The organism is Planococcus chinensis, assembly GCF_042681545.1.
GTDB classification, from domain to species: domain Bacteria; phylum Bacillota; class Bacilli; order Bacillales_A; family Planococcaceae; genus Planococcus; species Planococcus chinensis.
In genome coordinates, this window is sequence record NZ_JBHUFW010000005.1 from 310,874 (window position 1) to 330,462 (window position 19,589).

The following is a 19,589-nucleotide window of genomic DNA, read 5'->3' on the forward strand; positions in this document are numbered from 1 at the left end:
TAAGCGCTTCATTTTGCACCTTTCATACAGTATAGCGACATAAAAAAAAAGATTGTTAGCACAATCTTTAGGTGTTCCTTTGAAAATATTTAGATATTTCAAACTTCTGCCTCTGTTATTCGGACTATTCTTGGATGCTTGGAATATTCTTGGGTATTGCTGCAGTTTCTGCCTTGTGAAGAGGCAATTCGACCTTCACTTTTGTGCCGCTGCCCTTTTCGCTGGTGATTTCGACACCGTATTCTTCCCCGTACAGCAACTGGATGCGTTCATGGACATTGCGGATGCCGATCCCGCTGAACAGGTGGCGCTTCTCCTTGATGTCTTCTTTCGTGTGATCGCCTTTGATTTCCATGCCGTCGCCGTTATCCACAATCTCACACACCAAATTGTCGCCTTTTTGCGATACTAGGATTTGGACAAAGCCTTCTTTTTTCTCGTTGAATGCATGGAAGAACGCATTTTCGATGAACGGCTGAAGGATGAGCTTCGGCAGCTGGCAGTCCAGGCAATCCGGGGAAACGAAGAAATTCGCTTTGATTCCTTCGCCGTACCGGGATTGGTTGATCAGCACATAGTTTTTCAAATCCGCGATTTCCTGCTCCACGGTGATGGTCTGGTCCACATTGCTGAGAGCATTTTGCAGCAATGAAATCAGCGCATGGATCATGTCGGTCGCTTTTTCCTTTTTGTCTTGCTGGATCATGAACTTCACGGAAGCCAAGGTGTTGTAGATGAAATGCGGGTTGATCTGATGCTGCAGCGCCATCAATTCCGCGCCGCGCTGCTTTTGCTGGGCCAAGACGACCAGGTCGACGTATTCCTGGAGTTCGCTGAGCATCGAATTGAAGGCGTTCGCGATCTTCTTCGCTTCGTAGCCGCCGGTTTCGGCGACCGGCTTGTTGAAGTCGTGCTTCGCCATCACCGAGATCTGCTTGACCAACCGGCTGATCGAGTTGGTCATCCGGCGGGAAATGATGAACACCACGACCACGGCAAGCAGGACGATGCCAAGGCTGATCAGGAGAATTTCCTTCGTGTTGACCAGGTTATCGAGGACCGCGCTTTTATCCACCAGGTTCACCAAATACATATTATAGGTCGGCAGGAATTGCGACATCAGCATATAATCCTTGCCTAATACATGCACATCCTTGAACTCCATGCCCTCGTCATCGACTTCTTTGGCCAATGCCATGACGTCTTTCACATCGTCGCCGATCCGGTGTTCCTTGTTGCTCGAGATGATCTTCCCTCTTTCATTGACCAATAGCACTTCGTTCTCGACGCTCGTATAGCCTTCGTAGAACTCCTTCAGCTGGACTTCCCGGATGGGGAAATAAAGGACGCCGTAGATTTCACCGGTCGACCATTCCATCAACGCTTTCGTCGCGACGATCATCGGTTCGTCGTTGAACGAATTGGACGGCAGAAATTGATAGACCAGGCGGTTGGGATTGTTGATGGCGTACTTGGTGATCGGATGATACCGCAGCACATCCCACGAAACCGGCCAATTCGAATAGTTCACGTTATACAGCCGTTCGTTGAATCCGAGCACGATCATGTTCGCGTCGTAGGATTCCACTGTCGGGTAGATGCGTTCGATCTGCCGGCTGATGTCGTGGTAGGCTTTCGACATTTGGATGGCGTTGCCGTTTTCCTGGGTCAGGACCCGTTTGATGGTGCCGTTGTTCTGCACTTCGTTCGCCGTGCTGACAATGGCAAAACTGTAATCTTCGAATTCCGATTCGATCTGCTCGAGCGCTTTCGTGTTCGAAATGCTGAAGGTCTCCATGAATAGATTGGAAGACATCCGGATCGAGCTGAACGTGATCAGCAATGAAACCGCAATGATGCTGATGACCATGATCAGGAACATTTTGATGAACAGGCTATTATTTCTTAAGATTTGAAAGGCCTTTTTCTTCATTTTCATGGTGCGCATGAAGCCCCTTTCGATAACTGCCTGGCGACATTCCGGTAATGCGTTTGAAGACTTTGCAGAAATAGCTGTGGTCCGAATAGCCGACCATGCCGCTGATATTCGAAATGGACACCTTGCTGTTTTCCAGCAGCTCCATCGATTTCTTGATCCGCACGCGGTTCAGGTATTCGCTGAACCCTTCTTTATGGTGCGTGTTGAAATAAGAAGACAGATAGGACGCGTTAAAATGGAAATGGCTGGCGATTTCCGACAGGCGCAGAGGCTCCGTGTAATACTGTTCGATATAAGCCAGGATCTTATCGAGGTTATTGGCCGGGTCGTTCGCCTTTTCGCCCACCAGCAGGATGGCCCGCACTTCTTCCAGGAAGCCATTGAACTGGTCCAGCGCATCGTTGATATCAGCAGCTTCATTGATGCCTGAGAAATAGCCGTACTTCTTCTGTTCCAGTTCCTCGGTGCTGTAGGCCATGGCATCCAATAGGACAATAACGTTAAAGACGATGTTGCCCAAGAACGACTTGAACTCGAAGCTGTCGTTATTGTAGCGCCCCGCCAGATACGCGATGTGGTCTTCGAGGTACGCAAACGCTGCATTGAACAACCGGTCTTTGAACATCTCAATAAACTGGTTCAAATCGAAACTGGCTTGTTTTTCATGTTCTTCCGGCAGCCCGTCATAGAAAAACAAAGTTCTGTCCGGCAGGTAAAACAAATACTTTTTCATCTTCGCCCGGCTGTCGTCGTAGACTTGCTTGATGGCCTCGATGGCGTCAAACGGCTCACACATCATCCACTTCGCCTCCGGCATTTCGGCTGCTTGGTGACCGATGGCCTGTTTGATAAACTCCAGCTGATGCGGGTTGAAATTGAGCAGGAGCACTGTGCCGGTTTCCGTTGATCCGACGGAAAAAACCGGCAGCTCTTCAAGAGTGGACCGGGCAAAGAACGCTTTCAATTGGTGCGGATCGGGGCTTTCCCCGCAACTCCCCACCAGGACAAAGCGGTTGTTTGGAAACTCGGCTGCTAAACTGTCCTTGTCGAGCGACACATCATACCCGGCAATCATGCTCCCCACTATTTCTTCCGTTGTGCGCAGCGGCTTCGCCTTCGAATCGCAATGCTGCAAATCCGGAATCCTGGCTACGAGCTGGTTCAGGCTCCGCAATAATTCGGGCCCGTTTAATTTGGGCTTCAGAATATAATCGGCGACTCCGTTCTGGAAGGTCGACCGCACATAGTCAAAATTCTCAAAACTGCTCAAGACAATGAATTCAATCGCCGGAAACGCTTTCTTTCCTTCCCTGACCAGATCGATGCCGTCCATGATCGGCATGACGATATCCGTGATGACGATATGCGGAGAAAATTCCGCAATCATCTGCAGCGCTTCTTTTCCATTTGAAGCTTCCCCGACAATATGGAACCCCTCTTTTTCCCATTCGATATAATTGATGATCCCTTGCCGGATCAGCATTTCATCGTCGACAATAAGAACCTTGCACATTTCCCGCATGAACTTTCCCCCTTTAACATGCAACCCACAAGAAAAATTCCGTTCTCTCTTTTTCGACTGGCCGCTTGTTGAATGAAACCCGTAAAGCGGACTCATTCAACCTGCCATTGTTCCAAAGGCTTTTCACTTTATTCTACAGACATATTACCATCTTTTTATTGGAGCATGTCGATTAATCCGAACAATTCGAATGTTAGTACAGATAGAAGCGCAGTTTCCTCTCCACTTTTATGAGGACAAAATTAGCTACTCAACCTTCTCTTCAAAATAAATAAAAATGGGATAAGGACTTCATGCAGAAGTGTTCATCGCCAAGAAGCAGCGCGGATTGCAAGTTTGAGATCCAAACAAAATCCCCTCCAGACAATTTTTCCTGTCCGAAGGGGATTTTATATTGTGTTATGCATGTCCATTTGAAATTACATGCTTCTTAATCGTCGAAACAAGTTCCAGCCCTTCGATAGCGCTATACCCCGAAGACGAATGGCGCTTCTCCTTTGAACGGCAGCCTTGCCGGTTCTGTCTCAGTCCTTGAACAGCTTCTCGACGGCTTTGTAATTCTCGTAGCATTCTTTCCGGTAGCGCCCTTCCACAAAACCTAAAAGCACATCTTTTCCGACTGAAAATCGGTGCGCCAACGCTTCCAAGGAAGTGCCCTTGCTGTAGTAAAGATAAAGCATCGTATAGACGTCGTCATCACGGAAATTAGACAATGGATCAATGGTAGACATCCGAGGTCTCCCCTTTCCCAATGACATCCCACTTCTCTTTCAATTTCTTATACAGTTTGTAGCCGGCAATGTAATCTTCGTATTCGTCCATCTGCCAATTGAATGTATCGTTTGGTGCTATAGCTTCCGTAGTTTGGTGGTTTTCCATGAGGCATCTCCCTTTTTTAGCATCTGCTTCTTTTGTGAGGAATCTCGGATTTCCTGGCCATCTTGTTCACCCAGCCAGAACCTCTTCTATATGATGAAGTCGTTCTGTAAATTAATGCTTTTGGAGTGATGTTGACGAGCTTTTTTTCTCTTGTTTATACACTTTATAGCCTTGGATGAACTCACTGTATGATTGCAGGCGCCGCTTGTTCACATGCACCATCTTCGCTGGATTCTTTGCCTCTGCTTGCATTCCTTCCAACTCTCCTTTCAATCATCTGCCTCTTACACCTCGTACTATCTGGTTGATTTTTATCGCATTATCGCCACCTTTTTCAATAAAAAATATCATTAACAACGGCCAAATATAATTAAAGACTATCTTATGGCCCAATAAATGTAAAGTAGTTTTCTTAATTTTCTCTTTATTGAGATTTCTCTCATTTGTAAATGGATTTTATTTACACCATGTTTACTATATGGAGGCACTTGAACAATGAATTATGTGGTCTTGATTTATAGCAACAAGTGCCTTAAACGGAGAAATCAAAAAATAGTTGGACTACCCTCTTTAAAGCTTAGGAAAAGGGGTATAGACCTTCAGGAAGCAAACAAAACGGTTTCATTCCCAAGGAGGAATACGATGTATTATCAACTGAATCTGCATTTGTCGCGCGAGAAAAAGGATTACTTCTGGCTGTTCAGGAGCGAAGAAAATACGATGGAAGTGTTCAATGAGGTGATCAGCACGTTCCGGCAGTACGAACCGAAAAACACGGCGCTGTTCATGGCAGAGATGCAGCACGAGATCGACGAGACCGGCAGTAGCGATACGGTCCAGATCGAAGTGGTGAAGGCGGACGAGCGTGCGCTCATCCGCTCCGCGGCGTACAAGGAGATGTGGTACGACGACAAGTATTTCAAGGAGATCTACCAGACCCTGACCGACCGCCTGGGTGTGCCGGAAGAAGAGTCGATTGCGTAGGTTCTTGGAACGACAAAACCCCGTTCAAGCAGTTTTAGCTGCTTGAACGGGGTTTTCAATGTTTTGCCGGTCAGTAGACTTCTACTTGGCCCATCATCCCGTTTTCTTCATGTTCAAGGATATGGCAGTGGTACATGAAGATCCCGGTTTCTGGAAACGTGACGAGCAGCTTGACCCGTTCGCCCGGCTCTACCTGGACGCTGTCTTTCAGTCCTTGTTCATGTGGGCCCGGTTCTTTGCCGTCCCGTGAAATGATCTTGAACTGTGTACCGTGAATATGGAACGGATGGGCCATACCGCCCATCATATCGGGCTGGTTATAGACTTCCCAAACCTCGGTAACGCCTTTTCGCTGGCGCAGATCGATTCTGTCCGGATCGAATTTCTGTCCATTGATGGTCACCATTTCCATCATGCCAAACAATTCGAGCCTTTTCGAAACCGGCAGAGCCTTTTCTTCTTCCGTCAGAAACGGCTGGCCAGCAGTCCCTTGCTTTAGATCCGGCTGCTTTTCTTCCTTGTCAAAAGCCAGTTTGAAAGGCAGGAGGGCCGTGCCTTCCGCGTCAGTAAGGGCCAACTCTTCCCCTGCTTCCGTCCCGGAAAAATCAACCAGGATTTCCGCGCGTTCCGAAGCCGCGAGTGTAAGTTCCTCTCTATCGACCGGTTCACGCAGCATTCCGCCGTCTGAGGCGATCTGGGTGAAGGACGCGCCATTGCTCAAACGGAATGTGTAGGTCCGCGCGTTGGAGCCATTGAGGATCCGGAAGCGCATCTGCGGCTGTGTCACGGTCAATTCGGGATCAAGCGTCCCGTTGACGAGCGACACATCTCCCGTTGTTCCATCATTGTTCATCAGGACATCATAATTCAATTGCCGGTTTTGATCGAACATCCGGTCCTGAAAAATGAGTGGAATATCGTCCACACCATAGCGCTGCGGAAGCCCTAATTCTTTCTGCTCCGTTCCGTCCACATAGAGCAAGCCGCTGAGCCCCTTGAAAACTTGTTCCGCTGTCTGGCCATGCGGATGCGGATGGTACCAAAGCGTGGCTGCTGGCTGGTCCACATTCAACGTGACGATTTGGCTTTCTCCGGGTGAGACGGGATTATGCGGACCACCGTCTGCCGCTCCATTGACTTCCAAGCCATGCCAGTGGAACGTCGTCGGTTCATCCAGCTCGTTCCGGACCTTCACCCGGACCGTCTCCCCTTCCTTCAACCGGATGGTCGGCCCGAGCAGATCTCCGTTGTAGCCATACGTTTCGGTAAGGGTGCCCTCATAAAACTCGGTCGTCCCTTCCTTGGCCACCACTTCGTAATCAAAATCCGCGTTCTGCCCTCTCTCCAGCACTTCCGGAATCGTCAATTCTCGGCTGCCTTCTGACGCTTGGAGCGGCCAAGCATTGCCCTGGTTCATGTGTCCCCCCATGCCGCCCATTCCGCGGGTGGGCGAATCGGGCCCTTTCGGCCCCTGCCCCGGCTCCATCATCTGATTTCCTGGCCCGGGTGTGCATCCAGCTAACAACAGCAACAAGCTGACACTTGCCAGTAAACTCCTTTTCATGTCTCTTTCTCCTTTTAACGCGTATTTGTGGCTACCGAGCATGCTTCCCGTTTGCTTGCTGCAAAGGATCAAGCGCTCCCTTGGCATTCTTATTGCCTCCAGTTTACCGGGAAGGTTTCGAGTTTCTGTGCAGAACCGCTTCCGGCAATGAAAAGAATTCTTCCGTGGCGCGCATTTTCAAGTTGGAGCTGAGCTGCCTGGATTTATTTTGAGATTGTCTGCCCAAGTCTAAGTAGGATTCGTTTCCAAACCTCTTATTGTTCTGTCTTTGGATTCGAAGTGCATGAATGCAGCAGTTCCCATTTTTTTGAAACGCTTTTGATTTTATTCCGTATATCTTATAAAGGGGGTTTTTGGGATGAATGCAATGGGAGATCTTTTCTTTTTGCTGCCGATTGTATCGATTCTGTTCTACTTGATCCTGGTCGGATTCGGAATTTTCATCGTGCTGGCGTTCTTGAAGCAAGGGAAAGAGCGGAACGCGCTGTTGAAGGAAATCGCCGAGGAGCTTCGGCGGAGGTAGATTCCAGAAAGGGGTGTAGCGGCTATGGGGTTGATCCGGTTTTTGTTCATGGAGAAGAAATGCTTGGCCCACTCGGTGTTCGGTAATCAGCAATATTACGATGCCGCGTCGAAACTCAGTACGGGCGGGGTGTCGTATGACATCGTGCGGAAGTCAAATGTCAGCATTCTGGACATGGCGTTCGGGGACACTGGACGGACCGTCATGCCATTTGTGCGGAACGCCGAAATCGACACGACGCAATATGATTTTTATGTAAAAAAGGAAGACCTTCATTTGGCGCAGCATGCGCTGCACCGGTAGGGAGTTTATTCGCATAGAGAGTTGAATTAATGAGGAGGAATGGACATGCATTTGGATTACAGGAAAAGGTTATCGGCAAGGCTGCTGCTGGGCGTTCTGCTGCTCGCCAGTCTCATGATGGCGGGCTGCTCGGGGCAAGGGACAGCGGAAACGGACGAGGCGGCCGACAAAAATGCGGAAGTGGTCACGGCGGTCATCGAGAAGGAGTTCAACGGACCGGACGAAATATACCGGGAGCTGTGGGAAACCGCGATGGCGATGCAGCAGGACGACATGAGCCAGGAAGAATATGATGCGATCACCGCCGGACCAGAACATCAGGCGCTCGAGGACTATACGGAAGAGGCCTATGCTTCCTACTTCACGGAGAACGGCTTTGATGATTTCGTCCGGTCCGGTGCTTTTTACTATTCCCTGTTCGAAGGGGACTATCAGTTGAGCACGTCTGATATCGACATCGTGCAGAACGACCAGGAGCCGACGCTCTACACGTTCACTTTTGACGTGATGCATGAAGACGAGCCGTTCACGTTCGAAGGCAAGGCGATGGTTCCGGAAGACGGGAAGATCGGGAAGATTGAGTTCTTGGATGAGGACGGGCTTGCCGGGGCCATCCAGGGGATTTGAGTTTAATAGAAGAGGAGCTTGACTTATGGATGCAATCGATCCGTTTGTAATGCAGCTGCTGATTGTTCCGGCCGTTGTAATCGGGGCAGGTGCCGTTGCCGCAGTGCTAGCGAAAAGAGTTTTCGTGGGGCCGCTAGTGGCCTTGCTGCTGAACATGGCGTACGAAGCGTGGTACATGCTTTCGTATTATCCGGATTTAGGCGTCAGTTTTACCTCGTGGAATATTTTCTTCCCATTGGCCGCACTCCCCCTCTCGTGGATCGCCGTGAATGTCCGGCGGCAAGTGGATAAGGTGAACGAGTTGGATCCGATGTAACGGAAACTGATAGGTTTTATTCACAGATGGCTCTGCCTTCCACAGTGGAAAGGCGGGGTTATTTTTTTCAACGTAAAAACCCCTGTCAGACAAGCAGTGTCCAACAAGGGTTTTTCTACTAATTTATTAAACTAACTCGGTCTTTTCATTTACACCCTGCTCTTTCGACGATTCAACAGGTACTGTGAAGTGATCCGGTTTTACAGCTGCTTTCACTTTCATTGCGACGAAGTATACAATTCCCGCAGCAATCAGTGATTGAACAGCCGGAAGTCCGAACGTATAAACATATTGTGTAAAGTATCCGACGAGCACACCGAATACCATGGCAATTGTCGCCATCCAGTTCCAGCCTTGGTTATCTACCCATTGCTGTTTACGGATAAAGAAGAAATCCGCCATCATGATGCCGGCGATTGCCGGATAAATCAATGCTGTCATGTACAGGAAGTCCATGAAGTATTCCAAGATGCCAGCAAGTGCAATGATAATAGCGATGATGGTCCCGATGAACGTCAGGATTGCACGGCCTTTATTGGAATTGACGTTGAAGATGTTGGCCATTGCTAGGCCCATGCTGTAGTTGTTGACGAGCTGGCTTGTCCAAGTGGCGAACCAGAGAATCAGGAAGCCCCATACAGGGAAGCCGAGGTTCATCATGACGTTTACGATATCAGCATCGCCGACGCCGACCGACATGATCGCTCCAACATAGAATAACGGAAAGCCGACCGCTACAATGCCAAGGGGAATCAGTACATTATCCTTCACTTTGGGTTTTGCGTAACGCGTATAGTCTGAAGCGATGACCCATTGGGAAACGTTGATCCCGATGACCAAGCTTAGTGCTGCCAAGAATGTCATCGATGGTTCAGGACGCCATGCCATGATCGTATCGATTCCTGTATTTTGCAGCGCATAGAAGATTCCGCCTGCAATTAAAAGCAGTCCAGCTGGAACGGCAAAATAATCCGTCCATTTCATTGAACCATAGCCGATGATTGATGGAATTGCAAACAGTAAACCAACGACAATTGTGACTAAGGCCCATGGCCCGAACTGGTTTTCATAATCGATGCCGAGCATTGCAGAAATGGCGTTCCCCGCAACTGCGGTCTGAAGCGCCCACCAGCCAAGGGAGACGATAAAAATGGTTATCCCAACAATGAACCTGGCCTGTGCAGCCCCGAAACTTGTCCGTGCAATTACCGAAGAAGAACGTCCTGTTTTAGCACCGATATAGCCGGCCACCGCATTACCGATCCATTGGACGACAAACAATGAGATCAGCAAAATCCAGAATATCTGGGACATGCCGAAGGCACCCGCGAGTGTCGCTCCAACCATCAGGACCGGAATCGTGAATTCCAGTCCACCAAAAATCATTGCCGGCGTCACCCAGTGCTGCCGCTTATCCATTGGAATCGCTGACAACGCCTCATCTTTCCCTACTGCATGTGACTTCGCTTTCCCTTCCATTTTCAATCCCCCTTTTGGTTTCTTTCATTTGTTCTATTGGCAATTAGCCGACCATGACAAAGACCAGTTCGCAAGCTTCCTCGCCGTCATTGACGGCGATGTGTTCTTCCCCTTTCGGGATGAAAGTTGCTTGGCCGGCAGAGACTCGGTATTGCTTCCCTTCAATCTCTGTGACCAATGAGCCTTTGACGATTACGGAGTATTCGTTTTCCTCATGTTTTGAAACACCAGTCAACGGGACGGTTTCACCTGGATAGATTGTGACATGCCCGACTTTCACCGCGGAATCCGCTTGCTGTTCTTTAAAAATGGTGTGCATCGAATATGACTCATTTCCTTCTTGCGCCAAATCCTTGATGTTCAAAATATCCATGGTTATTCCCCTCTCCTTGATAGACTGACCACTTCATATGTTTCAGGGTTTACTTCGACCCCAAAAAAGTCTTTTGCTTGCTGTACGGTGATATACTCGTTTTTCACATCTTTTGCGACTTGCTCTGCTGGCCGCTTCATTGGATTACCATATCCGCCGCCTGTCGCTGTCATCAAACGGACCACATCGTCCTTATCGAGTGGATAGCGCGGATAGATTCCAAATGGCCCATCTGTTTCACCATTCGACTTTTCGATAGTGAATTCATTCGGCGATCCTTCCGAACCGCCATTTAAGCCCCACGGGAAGTATTTATTGCGTCCGAATGTCGCCGATACGAACTGGTTGTCCGTCATCGCACGATAAGCGCGCGTCACGCCGGCACCGCCAATGAATTCACCGGCGCCCGCTCCGTCTGTGCGCAAGCTGTATTCATCGATCATGACTCCATACCGTGTTTCCGCCACTTCTACAGGAACGTTATACGTTTCGCCATCACCTATGCAGAATTGACCTCGTGCTCCGTCCTGTCCCTGGGCTGCTCCCCAGCCACCGGCAGAAGGTTCAACAATCAAGAACGGTTCTTCCGTCACATGGTGTTGTCCGGACAAAGTGACAGCGCAGACAGATAGAAGCTGGCCGGCAGACAAACGTTCCGGCAGAGATGGCGCAAGTGCCTGCCAAACCAAGTCCGCTCCGCCTTGCATACTTTCCCAGTAGATCGACACTGGTGCCGGCCGTTCAGCTGCCAGAATTGATTTCGGATCGGTTATGATTTCAAGCGGGCGGAAGACACCATCGTTCACATCTTGAGACGGATTGGTTGCGGCTAGGAAAATCGTCCGGACTGCTGACACCAATCCTGTATACGTACAGTTCACAGGTCCCGGAACCTGCGGATGGCTGCCTCGGAAATCACAGATAAATTTATCATCGGTGATTGTCACTTTTACTTTAATCGGGAATGGCCCGTTGCCGAAGCCGTCATCATCAACAAAGTCTTCCGCAAAGAATTCACCTTTCGGTAGTTTTGCTAATTCCTTGCGTGCCAATTGCTCGCCGTGGTCAAGGTGATGATCGATAGATGCCTGTACAACTTCTGCTCCGTTCTTATCGCATAATTCTTTAACGCGCTTTTCGCCGGTGCGAAGTGCGGCTACCTGCGCCCACAAATCGCCAATCGACAAATCCGGGAACCGGATGTTGACCTTGATGATGTCGAGAACAGCTTGGTTCAGCTTGCCCTCTTCAAATAATTTCACACAAGGGAATTGAAGACCTTCTTGATAGATTTCAGTCGCATCATTGCTGAATGAACCAGGGTCTTTTCCTCCGACATCCGTCCAGTGGGCCTTATTGGCCGAGAACGCTATGATCTTCCCTTCATGGAAAATTGGCATTACTAGACCGACATCGGATAAGTGCGACCCGCCGCCGACATACGAGTCGTTGATAATAATAATGTCGCCTTCTTTTAGACCTTCTTCCCCGAATTTGTTCAAGGTTTCTTTGACCATGAACGTCAGCATCCCGATAAATCCAGTGACGCCATTGCCCTGCGTTAGGAGCTGTCCTTTTCCATCCGTCAGACCGCTCGCATAGTCGAGCACTTCATAAATAATTGGGCTCATCGATGTCCGTGCAAGTGCATGGAACATCTCTTCTCCAATGGCAATCAAGGAATCCTTTACAATTTCAATAGTGAATGGATCGACTTTAACAGAATTGGCTATTGGATTTGTCACAGTCATCTTATTGCACCTCCGACTCGATAATCAGATTTCCGTAAGTATCTACAGACAAAGTTTGACCAGAATAGAAGACAGTCGTTGCTGTCGGTTCTTCAACGATTGCGGGGCCGTGAATCGACATGCCAGGCACGAGCAGATCGCGGTGATAAACTTTCGTCGCCGACCAGCCATCATTTTCATAAAAGACATTCCGAGTTTCTTTCAACGCGGAGCCGATGTCTGTGTTGCCTGCTTCGAGTTTGTGCAACTCTGGCTTTTGGACCTTTCCGAAAGCCGTCAAATGCAAGTTGACGATTTCCGTTTGTGCTTCTTCCAATTTGAAAGTGAAGCTCTGTTCGTGCATCTCATGGAACAAACGGATGGTCGATTCGACTGTTTCCTGAGTAATTTCACCGTTGGCAAGCGGTACTTTTACAGTATGTTCTTGACCGGCATAGCGCATATCAACAAATCGGTTGTAAACAATATCCTCTTCTTTAATGTGCTCTTCAGCGTATTGCTGGCTCGCTTGAGCTTCCAACTTGTTCCACTCGCTGTTTAATTCGTTCAGATCGATGTCTTGGAATCGGTTGATATATGTTTGGATATAATCATGGCGCAGGTCTGTCATCAGCATGCCCCAAGCGGAAAATACGGACGATGCGACTGGGACCACAACTTTCCCGACACCCAGCTCTTTCGCCAATGCCGGTGCATGCATGGAACCGCCGCCGCCGAAAGCGACCAAGGTAAAGTCGCGTGGGTCATAACCTTTACGTACTGAGATGAGCTTCAAGGCATTCAGCATATTAGCGTTTGCGATGCGAATGATGCCGAGCGCTGCTTCTTCTGCAGATAACCCGTAAACACTCCCGACTTTTTCTTCGATGGCTTTTTTCACAGAATCCAAATCGACTTGATAATCGAAGTTTTCCGGTGATAAACGTCCGGTCAGTAAATTAGCATCCGTCGTAGTCGGTTCAGTTCCTCCTTGGCCATAAGCTACGGGACCTGGAACTGCACCTGCTGATTGTGGACCGACTTTCAAAGATCCTCCTTCATCAATCCAGGCGATCGATCCGCCGCCGTTCCCAATTTCCACAATATCAACCACGGGAGATTTGATCGGATACCCAGCATTCAATGCATCTTTTTCGATATAGTAGTCCGTTGACACTTTCACTTCGCCGTCAGCAATCAAGGAACATTTTGCAGTGGTTCCGCCGATATCGAAGGCGATGACGTTCTTCTCACCGATGATTTCTCCAAGGTATGCAGCACCATAAATCCCTGCGACCGGACCGGATTCCACCATATTGATTGGAGTCTTCTTAGCTTGTTCGAATGTCGTCGTTCCTCCATTTGATTGCATGATGTAGTTGAAGCTTTCTGCTTCGTTCTCAACCAGTTTTGTATTAAGACGGTTGATGTATTTAGATGCAATCGGTTTTACATACGAATTCAGGACCGCTGTATTGGTGCGTTCGTATTCACGCCACTCTTTCGTCACTTCATGTGAAGCCGTGACAGCTACTTCTGGCCATAAACCCTGTATCAGTTCAATAGTTTGCTGCTCGTGTTCCGGATTTTTGTAAGCATGCAGGTAAGAAACCGCCAGTGCTTCCACCCCTTCTTTTTTGAAGTAGGCGATTAATTCTTTGACTTGCTCCTTATTTAACGGAGTGACAACTTCCCCTTTTTGATTCAGACGCTCTTCCACTTCTTGGCGCAAGTAGCGTTCCACAAATGGGGTCGGTTTCTTATAGCGGACATTGAAAAGGTCCGGCCGATTTCCGCGTGCAATTTCCAGCACATCCCGGAAACCTTTAGTAGTAATCAGTCCGGTTTTGACGCCTTTCCGTTCCGTTAATGCATTGATAATAACTGTTGTGCCGTGGATAAAAGTCTCGATTGCCTGTTGGTCGATGCCGCTCTTCTCTATTACATCGACGACTCCCTGTTCAAAATTAGGAGGGGTTGTATGGCTTTTGGCCACACCCACTTTGCCGTTAGCATCCACATAAACTAAGTCTGTAAATGTTCCCCCGATATCAGTAGCAACTCTCATCAACAATCAGCCTTCTTTCTTTTGAATTAAAATATCACCGGCGTCAATACACATAAGATTTGCGTTTCTTCATTCAATGGATTTTCCCAAGCGTGCGGAACTTCCGATGGATAATGAATGGAATCGCCTTCCCGGACAAAATATTCTTTGCCATCTACTTTGAACAAAGCTGCACCTTTCAATACATAATAGAATTCTTCTCCCGGGTGGCTGGATACTTGGTTTAACTCCTGTTTCGGAGCAAGTGTTACCAGCAGCGGCTCTAAAGTCCTTCCGCCAAATTCACCGTTCAGTCTTGTGTAGACGATAGGAGAACCTTCTAGCCGGAACGGCTTGCGCTCTGACGCTTGCAACATGTAATTATGATTTGAATCAGTATCAAAGAAATACGTGATCGGCACTGCAAATGCGTCAGCAATTTTTTTCAACGATGTAATTGCAAGAGAAGAGGTCCCCCTTTCAATCTGGGACAAGAAGCTTACGGATAAATCCGTTTTTTCGCTCAAGTCCTTCAACGTAAAGCCTTGTTCTACACGCAAATTCTTGATTTTTTGATAAATTCCATCCATTTTTTGTACCTTTCCTTTCTCCGAATACAGTGTGGCAGTAATAATTATAGTTTGACTAAACTTTTTACCATATTAGCATAATCATTTTTGAATTGATAGAATATTTTTGTTTTTTTATTAATTAAGTAAAAGTAATGCTATGTTATCGCTATTAATCCATTCTTTTATCACTTGTAAATGAATCTTTTTTCTTCTTGCTTTATAAAATATCTTTTCTGGATGACTTTATACAATTGAGTTATGGTATAAGTTCTTTTTAGTAAGACTGTAAAATTTCTTTGAGCATCCAGTAGCTATAAACTGTCTTATACAGTTCATAAAAAAATGAGGATTCTCCTTATTTTTTAATTATCAATATTTATTTATTGATTATCAATAAAAAAAGTGGTATATTCTCTTTAACAACAACCGAACGGGGTGTGGGCCATGAGCCGGAAAAAAGTTTCGACGCTGTTTTTAAAAGCGGTGTTAGTGTTTATGGGGCTGGTCGTGCTGGCGATATGCATTTTCGGGCTGCCGCTTATTGCGGCTCAGGATGCGGAGATGCATCCGGAAACGGCGTATCTGCAATATCCATTTTTGATTTCCGCTTATATTTTCTTTGTGCCCTTTTTCATTGCGCTGTACCAGACTTTTAAGTTGCTGACGTACATCGACCGCAACGAGGCGTTCTCCGAGCGGTCGATCAAGGCGCTGAACGTCATCAAGCTTTGCGCGCTCGCGATTATCGCCTTTATTGTGCTTGGCGAATTGGCGACGATCCTATTGATTGATGACGACATCACGCACATCATCACGCTCGGAGCGATTGGCGCGTTCGCGTCCAGCGTCATCGCAGTGTTCGCGGCGCTGCTCCAAAAGCTGCTGAAGAACGCCATCGAAATAAAAAAAGAAAACGACTTAACCGTCTGAGGTGAAACTATGGCAATTATCATCAACATCGACGTCATGCTGGCGAAACGGAAAATGAGCGTCACCGAGCTGACCGAACGGGTCGGCATCACGATGGCGAACCTGTCCATCCTGAAAAACGGCAAAGCCAAAGCCGTGCGGTTTTCGACGCTCGAGGCGATCTGCAAGGCCCTGGACTGCCAGCCGGGAGATATTCTGGAATACCGGGCGGATGAAGAAACGGATTGAAACGGAGGTTTTGCGGCATCTCCTTTCAATCTGTTTCTTTTTTTATTGACGGTTTGTTTTTATGTGCGATTTTTGGGGTTCTACGAGTGGTTTCGGGAATTCTATGAGCATTTTTCGAAGCTCTATGAGCGGTAACAGGCGGTCTATGATCACTCAGCGGACTTCTATAATCACTCAGCCGAATCCCCTTCTCCTTTATTCCAATATATGCCATACTGGACACAGAACCCGAAGGAGGAATTGGAATGGCTAATTTGAATGGCATGATGGCGTGGACTTTTTTGCAGGAAATCGAGGTGCCAGAATCGGTGAACGATCTGCTGATTAACGGAGAAGAGGCGCACATCGCTTATAAGACTTTGCGCGACACTGCGGTGGTCACCAATAAACGCATCATCATCTCCGACAAACAGGGGCTGACCGGCAAGAAAGTCGAGGTCTACACGATTCCGTTCAAGTCGATCATTATGTACTCGTCGGAAAATGGCGGCACGTTCGACATCAACACGGAATTGGAGCTTTGGACGAAAGCCGGCAGATTCAAACTGAACCTGAATAAAAAAGTCGATATCCGAAAACTCGACAAACTGATTGCAGAAGCGATTCTATAGAACGACCCGGCAAGCAAAAGCTGCCGGGTCGTTTTTTGATTTATTATGGTCGGTAGCCGTAACCGAAATTGAACATGAAATAAAAGAAGAATAAGATGAACACAGACGGGATGGTGCTTGCTAGAACAAGCGCTTTATACCTTTTCCCCTGGGCTCCCATCACCCATCTTATGTAGATAAAAATCAGAACACCGATGAATGGGAAAAACAAAAGGTCCGAAATCAGATAAACCCAAGCCGAGTTTTCATCCCAATACACGTCCGGCAACGGCGTTGTGTATTTTTCATTAATCCGGTTGACTCCATTCATAAACACCGCAGCAACAACTATAAAATAAACACCAAGCAACACCTTCACCCAAAGCGGCAGAAACCGGTTCGCCAATACGACGATCACCATCAGCCCAATCATGATCCATAACCATAAAAACATATCCACGATCTCCCCCTCTCCTCCACCCTACCTAAATTATGGAAATTTAACAAGCGACGGTTGGAAAACGGAGTTCTGCCAGAGGCGATGAGCGTTCGCCAACGCGTTATGAGCACAAAAAGAAAAAACCGCAGTCCCTAGACTGCGGTTCTATTCAAACTAATATCATCCATAGCCTTTATTCACCCCCGCTTAATGGCAGCGGGCCGGTGTTCCCTTTTCTGCCCTCGGATGGTAGCGGGCTGCAATCATGTCTGCGCCCTCGGTCGACACGACTTCCAGCACAGCGTTAATTTCATTAATCACCGTATGGAAATCTTTCGGGTCTTTGCAGACGATGTTGAACCGGCCGAGCATCTGGCCGTAGTTGCCGGTGGCTTCGACCTGGTCGCCTGCCCCTTTCAGTCCGGTGAATGAAACCACTTGGGGCATGTCGAGAATGTGTTCGAGCCCGTTGACTTCCCGGATTTCTCCCGCATTCAGCAATACTGCCAGGTTGCAGGCCGGGAACTTCGCATAGCCGTTGTCGAATTGTTCGATTGGATACGCGTCCAAGTTTCCGCCGGCCGCAAAATCGAGCATCATTTCGAGCAAATTGACGCCGGTCTGCTTCTCGATCAGCTGGTAATGCTTTTCACCGCTAAGGCGGAAGCCCACTTCATAAAGGAAGAACTCGCCTTCTTCGAACAGCGACTGGAAGAACAGGACGCCGTTCTGGATGCCCATGCCGCGGATCATCGTTCTGATTTTCTCATCCAGCTTTTCCAGGAAAAGCTCCCGGTGCTGCGACGGAAATACGGTCGCTGTCGGCAGCGGCGGATGTTCTTCCGAAACCTTATGTACATAGCGGTCGGCCACACCGGTCAAAATCACGTTGCCCTCCTTGACCGTATAATACATTTCGACACCGTGGGAATTGTCGACGAACCGTTCGATGATTGCGTTTCCGGATCTTGAGCGCTGGTTGGCCTTGGCGTATGCCTTCTTCAGCTCTTCCGGGCTATAACAGACAGAAATCCCTTGGCTCGCGTAGCTGTCGACCGGTTTGACGATGACCGGAAATCGGATTTTGGATTCCGTGCCTTCGCTCAGCAAATCCTCGATTCCATATTCCTCAATAACCGGAACGCCGTAGGTTCTGCAGTATGCCTTGAAGCGTTCTTTGTCCGAGCAGATTGCCAGCTGTTCTTTTGTGGCGTAATACGGAAGCCCCAGCTTTTCGCATAATACCTGCGCCTGCCACGTATTGAAGTCGTCGAATGCGTTGATCACGCCGCCAACCTCTTCCGCACGGGCGATTTCAGCGAGGCGCTCTATTTCGTCGGTGCTGATATCAAACGCTTTGTCCGCGTGGGCTTTTGCCGGGGAATCCGTGTCCCTATCCACGACAATCGTATAGAAACCCATCCGCTTTGCCGTTTCCACCACATCAATCATGTGGGTATAGCCGCCAAGAACCATCATCTTCTTCATACGCCACCGCCTCTTCCTTCTCGAATAAAGTATGGGAATATGTCTGTTCGGATTGCATACAACAAACTTAGCGGAGAAATGTGAAAATTAAGTGAAAATTAAAACATGTTTAAACTTTTTTAAAAAATCAGTTGTCACCACTTCCAACAAAAAAACCGCAGCCCGGAGGTTGCGGTTCCTTTGCAAAAGCGATGAACGTTCTAATTTCCGAGAGTAGTTGGCGGGCTTCCATTCAATTTAATCGACATTTTATCGGATTTAATCGACACTATTTGAGATTCAATCGACACTTTGCAGATTTTAATCGACATTCCATGGAATTTAATCGACACTCCGTCCACCTCTTCAATCTCACTCCCGCAAAGCACACAAAAAAACCGCAGTCCCGTGACTGCGGTTCGCATCATTTCTGTTTCCCTATGAATTCGTAATAGCCGTTCTTGAAAAACTCGTACCACTCATCGATCTCCTGTTGCGGCGCGGATTCGAGGACGGTCATCACTTCGCGGCCGAACTCGAGGAATGCCGAGCCGTTCGCGGTGATGAGCTTGCCTTCCCGCACCGCCTGCTGCTCGAGGTAATCGGCTGCGCCGGTATAATTCCCCCCTGCCGTCTCCTGCAGGTCGTCCAGCCGATTGCTTGTGTGCTTCCCGGAATTCAGCACGCCGTTGATGCCGAGGAACACCGTGGCATCGCAGATCGCAGCGATGACTTTACTGCCATCGAGCGCTTTTTGCACAAGCCGCATAACCGCTTCGCTCCCGGGCTTGCGCCACGAATTGCCGCCGATCAGCACAATTCCCGCAAAATCATCGCCCACTTCATCGACCGTGTAATCCGGGACCGTCCGGAAGCCGCCGATCGACCGCACCGGTTCATGGGTGAGCGATACCGTCTTCACTCGGTACTTATGCTCGCCCTGGTCCGGCGGTTCGTTCAGCGCCGACGCCAGCGACGCCGCTTCCCAGTCCGCATACTCATCCAGCAGCACAAACAACACTTCCTTCAGCTCCATCCCATCCCTCTCCTTTTCCGTTGGAATAAACCCTGTCTTGC

Annotated in this window: 22 protein-coding genes; 8 read left to right on the plus strand and 14 right to left on the minus strand. The window is 48.4% G+C overall.

The window, feature by feature from the left end; translation table 11 throughout:
- Window positions 1–124: 124 nt before the first annotated feature.
- The 5 genes from ACFSDB_RS09115 to ACFSDB_RS09135 form a co-directional block, all read right to left on the minus strand.
- Complete coding sequence (locus ACFSDB_RS09115) at window positions 125–1,939, minus strand: sensor histidine kinase (RefSeq protein WP_204891986.1); 1,815 nt, start codon at window positions 1,937–1,939, stop codon at window positions 125–127.
- On the minus strand, window positions 1,899–3,461 hold the full coding sequence (locus tag ACFSDB_RS09120) for a response regulator transcription factor (protein WP_204891987.1): 1,563 nt from the start codon (window positions 3,459–3,461) through the stop codon (window positions 1,899–1,901). Before ACFSDB_RS09120 ends, ACFSDB_RS09115 begins: the two co-directional genes overlap by 41 nt.
- A 524-nt stretch (window positions 3,462–3,985) precedes the next feature.
- Window positions 3,986–4,192 (minus strand): hypothetical protein, encoded by a 207-nt coding sequence (locus ACFSDB_RS09125; protein WP_204891988.1) that lies wholly within the window; start codon window positions 4,190–4,192, stop codon window positions 3,986–3,988.
- The gene (locus tag ACFSDB_RS09130; RefSeq protein WP_204891989.1) at window positions 4,179–4,340 is read right to left on the minus strand and encodes a hypothetical protein; all 162 of its coding nucleotides are present in this window, start codon (window positions 4,338–4,340) and stop codon (window positions 4,179–4,181) included. The genes ACFSDB_RS09125 and ACFSDB_RS09130 overlap by 14 nt, the downstream gene beginning before the upstream one ends.
- Window positions 4,341–4,451: 111 nt before the next feature.
- Complete coding sequence (locus ACFSDB_RS09135; protein WP_377339838.1) at window positions 4,452–4,592, minus strand: hypothetical protein; 141 nt, start codon at window positions 4,590–4,592, stop codon at window positions 4,452–4,454.
- A gap of 390 nt (window positions 4,593–4,982) precedes the next feature.
- On the opposite strand from ACFSDB_RS09135, the gene ACFSDB_RS09140 reads away from it, so the two are divergent.
- A complete protein-coding gene (locus tag ACFSDB_RS09140; RefSeq protein WP_204891990.1) occupies window positions 4,983–5,324 on the plus strand; it encodes a hypothetical protein in 342 nt (113 codons plus the stop codon).
- Window positions 5,325–5,394: 70 nt separating this feature from the next.
- Here the strand turns inward: ACFSDB_RS09140 and ACFSDB_RS09145 are convergent, their stop codons facing one another.
- Entirely contained in the window at window positions 5,395–6,888 is a 1,494-nt protein-coding gene (locus ACFSDB_RS09145) for a multicopper oxidase family protein (protein WP_204891991.1), read from the minus strand.
- Window positions 6,889–7,246: 358 nt separating this feature from the next.
- Here ACFSDB_RS09145 and ACFSDB_RS09150 point away from each other — a divergent pair, with 358 nt between their 5' ends.
- From ACFSDB_RS09150 to ACFSDB_RS09165, 4 genes are read left to right on the plus strand one after another with little or no spacing between them, the layout of a single operon-like run.
- Window positions 7,247–7,411: a hypothetical protein gene (locus ACFSDB_RS09150; RefSeq protein WP_204891992.1), complete on the plus strand. Its 165-nt coding sequence runs from the start codon at window positions 7,247–7,249 to the stop codon at window positions 7,409–7,411.
- A 24-nt stretch (window positions 7,412–7,435) separates the two neighbouring features.
- Complete coding sequence (locus ACFSDB_RS09155; protein ID WP_204891993.1) at window positions 7,436–7,714, plus strand: hypothetical protein; 279 nt, start codon at window positions 7,436–7,438, stop codon at window positions 7,712–7,714.
- A gap of 45 nt (window positions 7,715–7,759) precedes the next feature.
- Window positions 7,760–8,341, plus strand: coding sequence for a hypothetical protein (locus tag ACFSDB_RS09160; protein WP_204891994.1), 582 nt, complete (start codon window positions 7,760–7,762; stop codon window positions 8,339–8,341).
- Window positions 8,342–8,366: 25 nt separating this feature from the next.
- Entirely contained in the window at window positions 8,367–8,657 is a 291-nt protein-coding gene (locus ACFSDB_RS09165) for a hypothetical protein (RefSeq protein WP_204891995.1), read from the plus strand.
- A gap of 126 nt (window positions 8,658–8,783) precedes the next feature.
- On the opposite strand, the gene ACFSDB_RS09170 is transcribed toward ACFSDB_RS09165, so the two are convergent.
- The 5 genes from ACFSDB_RS09170 to ACFSDB_RS09190 are packed head-to-tail and all read right to left on the minus strand — an operon-like array spanning window position 8,784 to window position 14,876.
- Window positions 8,784–10,136, minus strand: a complete 1,353-nt coding sequence (locus tag ACFSDB_RS09170; protein ID WP_204891996.1) for a purine-cytosine permease family protein — start codon at window positions 10,134–10,136, stop codon at window positions 8,784–8,786.
- Window positions 10,137–10,179: 43 nt separating this feature from the next.
- Window positions 10,180–10,509 (minus strand): cupin domain-containing protein, encoded by a 330-nt coding sequence (locus ACFSDB_RS09175; RefSeq protein WP_204891997.1) that lies wholly within the window; start codon window positions 10,507–10,509, stop codon window positions 10,180–10,182.
- 2 nt (window positions 10,510–10,511) lie between these two features.
- Window positions 10,512–12,260 carry a hydantoinase B/oxoprolinase family protein gene (locus tag ACFSDB_RS09180; protein ID WP_204891998.1) on the minus strand — a complete coding sequence of 583 codons (1,749 nt, stop codon included), beginning with the start codon at window positions 12,258–12,260 and terminating at the stop codon, window positions 10,512–10,514.
- Window position 12,261: 1 nt separating this feature from the next.
- Complete coding sequence (locus ACFSDB_RS09185) at window positions 12,262–14,307, minus strand: hydantoinase/oxoprolinase family protein (RefSeq protein ID WP_204891999.1); 2,046 nt, start codon at window positions 14,305–14,307, stop codon at window positions 12,262–12,264.
- Window positions 14,308–14,333: 26 nt separating this feature from the next.
- A complete protein-coding gene (locus tag ACFSDB_RS09190; RefSeq protein WP_204892000.1) occupies window positions 14,334–14,876 on the minus strand; it encodes a helix-turn-helix domain-containing protein in 543 nt (180 codons plus the stop codon).
- 426 nt (window positions 14,877–15,302) lie between these two features.
- Between ACFSDB_RS09190 and ACFSDB_RS09195 the strand changes: the two genes are divergently transcribed.
- The 3 genes from ACFSDB_RS09195 (at window position 15,303) to ACFSDB_RS09205 (ending at window position 16,627) form a co-directional block, all read left to right on the plus strand.
- Window positions 15,303–15,788 carry a DUF2975 domain-containing protein gene (locus ACFSDB_RS09195; RefSeq protein ID WP_204892001.1) on the plus strand — a complete coding sequence of 162 codons (486 nt, stop codon included), beginning with the start codon at window positions 15,303–15,305 and terminating at the stop codon, window positions 15,786–15,788.
- Window positions 15,789–15,797: 9 nt separating this feature from the next.
- Window positions 15,798–16,016: a helix-turn-helix domain-containing protein gene (locus tag ACFSDB_RS09200; RefSeq protein WP_204892002.1), complete on the plus strand. Its 219-nt coding sequence runs from the start codon at window positions 15,798–15,800 to the stop codon at window positions 16,014–16,016.
- 245 nt (window positions 16,017–16,261) lie between these two features.
- A complete protein-coding gene (locus ACFSDB_RS09205) occupies window positions 16,262–16,627 on the plus strand; it encodes a PH domain-containing protein (RefSeq protein ID WP_204892003.1) in 366 nt (121 codons plus the stop codon).
- A gap of 43 nt (window positions 16,628–16,670) precedes the next feature.
- Here ACFSDB_RS09205 and ACFSDB_RS09210 read toward each other — a convergent pair whose 3' ends face one another.
- The 3 genes from ACFSDB_RS09210 to ACFSDB_RS09220 form a co-directional block, all read right to left on the minus strand.
- Window positions 16,671–17,060 carry a hypothetical protein gene (locus tag ACFSDB_RS09210; protein WP_204892004.1) on the minus strand — a complete coding sequence of 130 codons (390 nt, stop codon included), beginning with the start codon at window positions 17,058–17,060 and terminating at the stop codon, window positions 16,671–16,673.
- Between the two features lie 192 nt (window positions 17,061–17,252).
- Window positions 17,253–18,533 (minus strand): ATP-grasp domain-containing protein, encoded by a 1,281-nt coding sequence (locus ACFSDB_RS09215; RefSeq protein WP_204892005.1) that lies wholly within the window; start codon window positions 18,531–18,533, stop codon window positions 17,253–17,255.
- Window positions 18,534–18,936: 403 nt separating this feature from the next.
- On the minus strand, window positions 18,937–19,548 hold the full coding sequence (locus ACFSDB_RS09220) for a type 1 glutamine amidotransferase family protein (RefSeq protein WP_204892006.1): 612 nt from the start codon (window positions 19,546–19,548) through the stop codon (window positions 18,937–18,939).
- Window positions 19,549–19,589 lie beyond the last annotated feature (41 nt).

Bases quoted from the DNA above. Each gene is read 5' to 3' on its own strand.
- ACFSDB_RS09115 (WP_204891986.1), bottom strand. From the start codon at position 1,939: ATGAAAATGAAGAAAAAGGCCTTTCAAATCTTAAGAAATAATAGCCTG.
- ACFSDB_RS09120 (WP_204891987.1), bottom strand. From the start codon at position 3,461: ATGCGGGAAATGTGCAAGGTTCTTATTGTCGACGATGAAATGCTGATC.
- ACFSDB_RS09125 (WP_204891988.1), bottom strand. From the start codon at position 4,192: ATGTCTACCATTGATCCATTGTCTAATTTCCGTGATGACGACGTCTAT.
- ACFSDB_RS09130 (WP_204891989.1), bottom strand. From the start codon at position 4,340: ATGGAAAACCACCAAACTACGGAAGCTATAGCACCAAACGATACATTC.
- ACFSDB_RS09135 (WP_377339838.1), bottom strand. From the start codon at position 4,592: ATGCAAGCAGAGGCAAAGAATCCAGCGAAGATGGTGCATGTGAACAAG.
- ACFSDB_RS09140 (WP_204891990.1), top strand. From the start codon at position 4,983: ATGTATTATCAACTGAATCTGCATTTGTCGCGCGAGAAAAAGGATTAC.
- ACFSDB_RS09145 (WP_204891991.1), bottom strand. From the start codon at position 6,888: ATGAAAAGGAGTTTACTGGCAAGTGTCAGCTTGTTGCTGTTGTTAGCT.
- ACFSDB_RS09150 (WP_204891992.1), top strand. From the start codon at position 7,247: ATGAATGCAATGGGAGATCTTTTCTTTTTGCTGCCGATTGTATCGATT.
- ACFSDB_RS09155 (WP_204891993.1), top strand. From the start codon at position 7,436: ATGGGGTTGATCCGGTTTTTGTTCATGGAGAAGAAATGCTTGGCCCAC.
- ACFSDB_RS09160 (WP_204891994.1), top strand. From the start codon at position 7,760: ATGCATTTGGATTACAGGAAAAGGTTATCGGCAAGGCTGCTGCTGGGC.
- ACFSDB_RS09165 (WP_204891995.1), top strand. From the start codon at position 8,367: ATGGATGCAATCGATCCGTTTGTAATGCAGCTGCTGATTGTTCCGGCC.
- ACFSDB_RS09170 (WP_204891996.1), bottom strand. From the start codon at position 10,136: ATGGAAGGGAAAGCGAAGTCACATGCAGTAGGGAAAGATGAGGCGTTG.
- ACFSDB_RS09175 (WP_204891997.1), bottom strand. From the start codon at position 10,509: ATGGATATTTTGAACATCAAGGATTTGGCGCAAGAAGGAAATGAGTCA.
- ACFSDB_RS09180 (WP_204891998.1), bottom strand. From the start codon at position 12,260: ATGACTGTGACAAATCCAATAGCCAATTCTGTTAAAGTCGATCCATTC.
- ACFSDB_RS09185 (WP_204891999.1), bottom strand. From the start codon at position 14,307: ATGAGAGTTGCTACTGATATCGGGGGAACATTTACAGACTTAGTTTAT.
- ACFSDB_RS09190 (WP_204892000.1), bottom strand. From the start codon at position 14,876: ATGGATGGAATTTATCAAAAAATCAAGAATTTGCGTGTAGAACAAGGC.
- ACFSDB_RS09195 (WP_204892001.1), top strand. From the start codon at position 15,303: ATGAGCCGGAAAAAAGTTTCGACGCTGTTTTTAAAAGCGGTGTTAGTG.
- ACFSDB_RS09200 (WP_204892002.1), top strand. From the start codon at position 15,798: ATGGCAATTATCATCAACATCGACGTCATGCTGGCGAAACGGAAAATG.
- ACFSDB_RS09205 (WP_204892003.1), top strand. From the start codon at position 16,262: ATGGCTAATTTGAATGGCATGATGGCGTGGACTTTTTTGCAGGAAATC.
- ACFSDB_RS09210 (WP_204892004.1), bottom strand. From the start codon at position 17,060: ATGTTTTTATGGTTATGGATCATGATTGGGCTGATGGTGATCGTCGTA.
- ACFSDB_RS09215 (WP_204892005.1), bottom strand. From the start codon at position 18,533: ATGAAGAAGATGATGGTTCTTGGCGGCTATACCCACATGATTGATGTG.
- ACFSDB_RS09220 (WP_204892006.1), bottom strand. From the start codon at position 19,548: ATGGAGCTGAAGGAAGTGTTGTTTGTGCTGCTGGATGAGTATGCGGAC.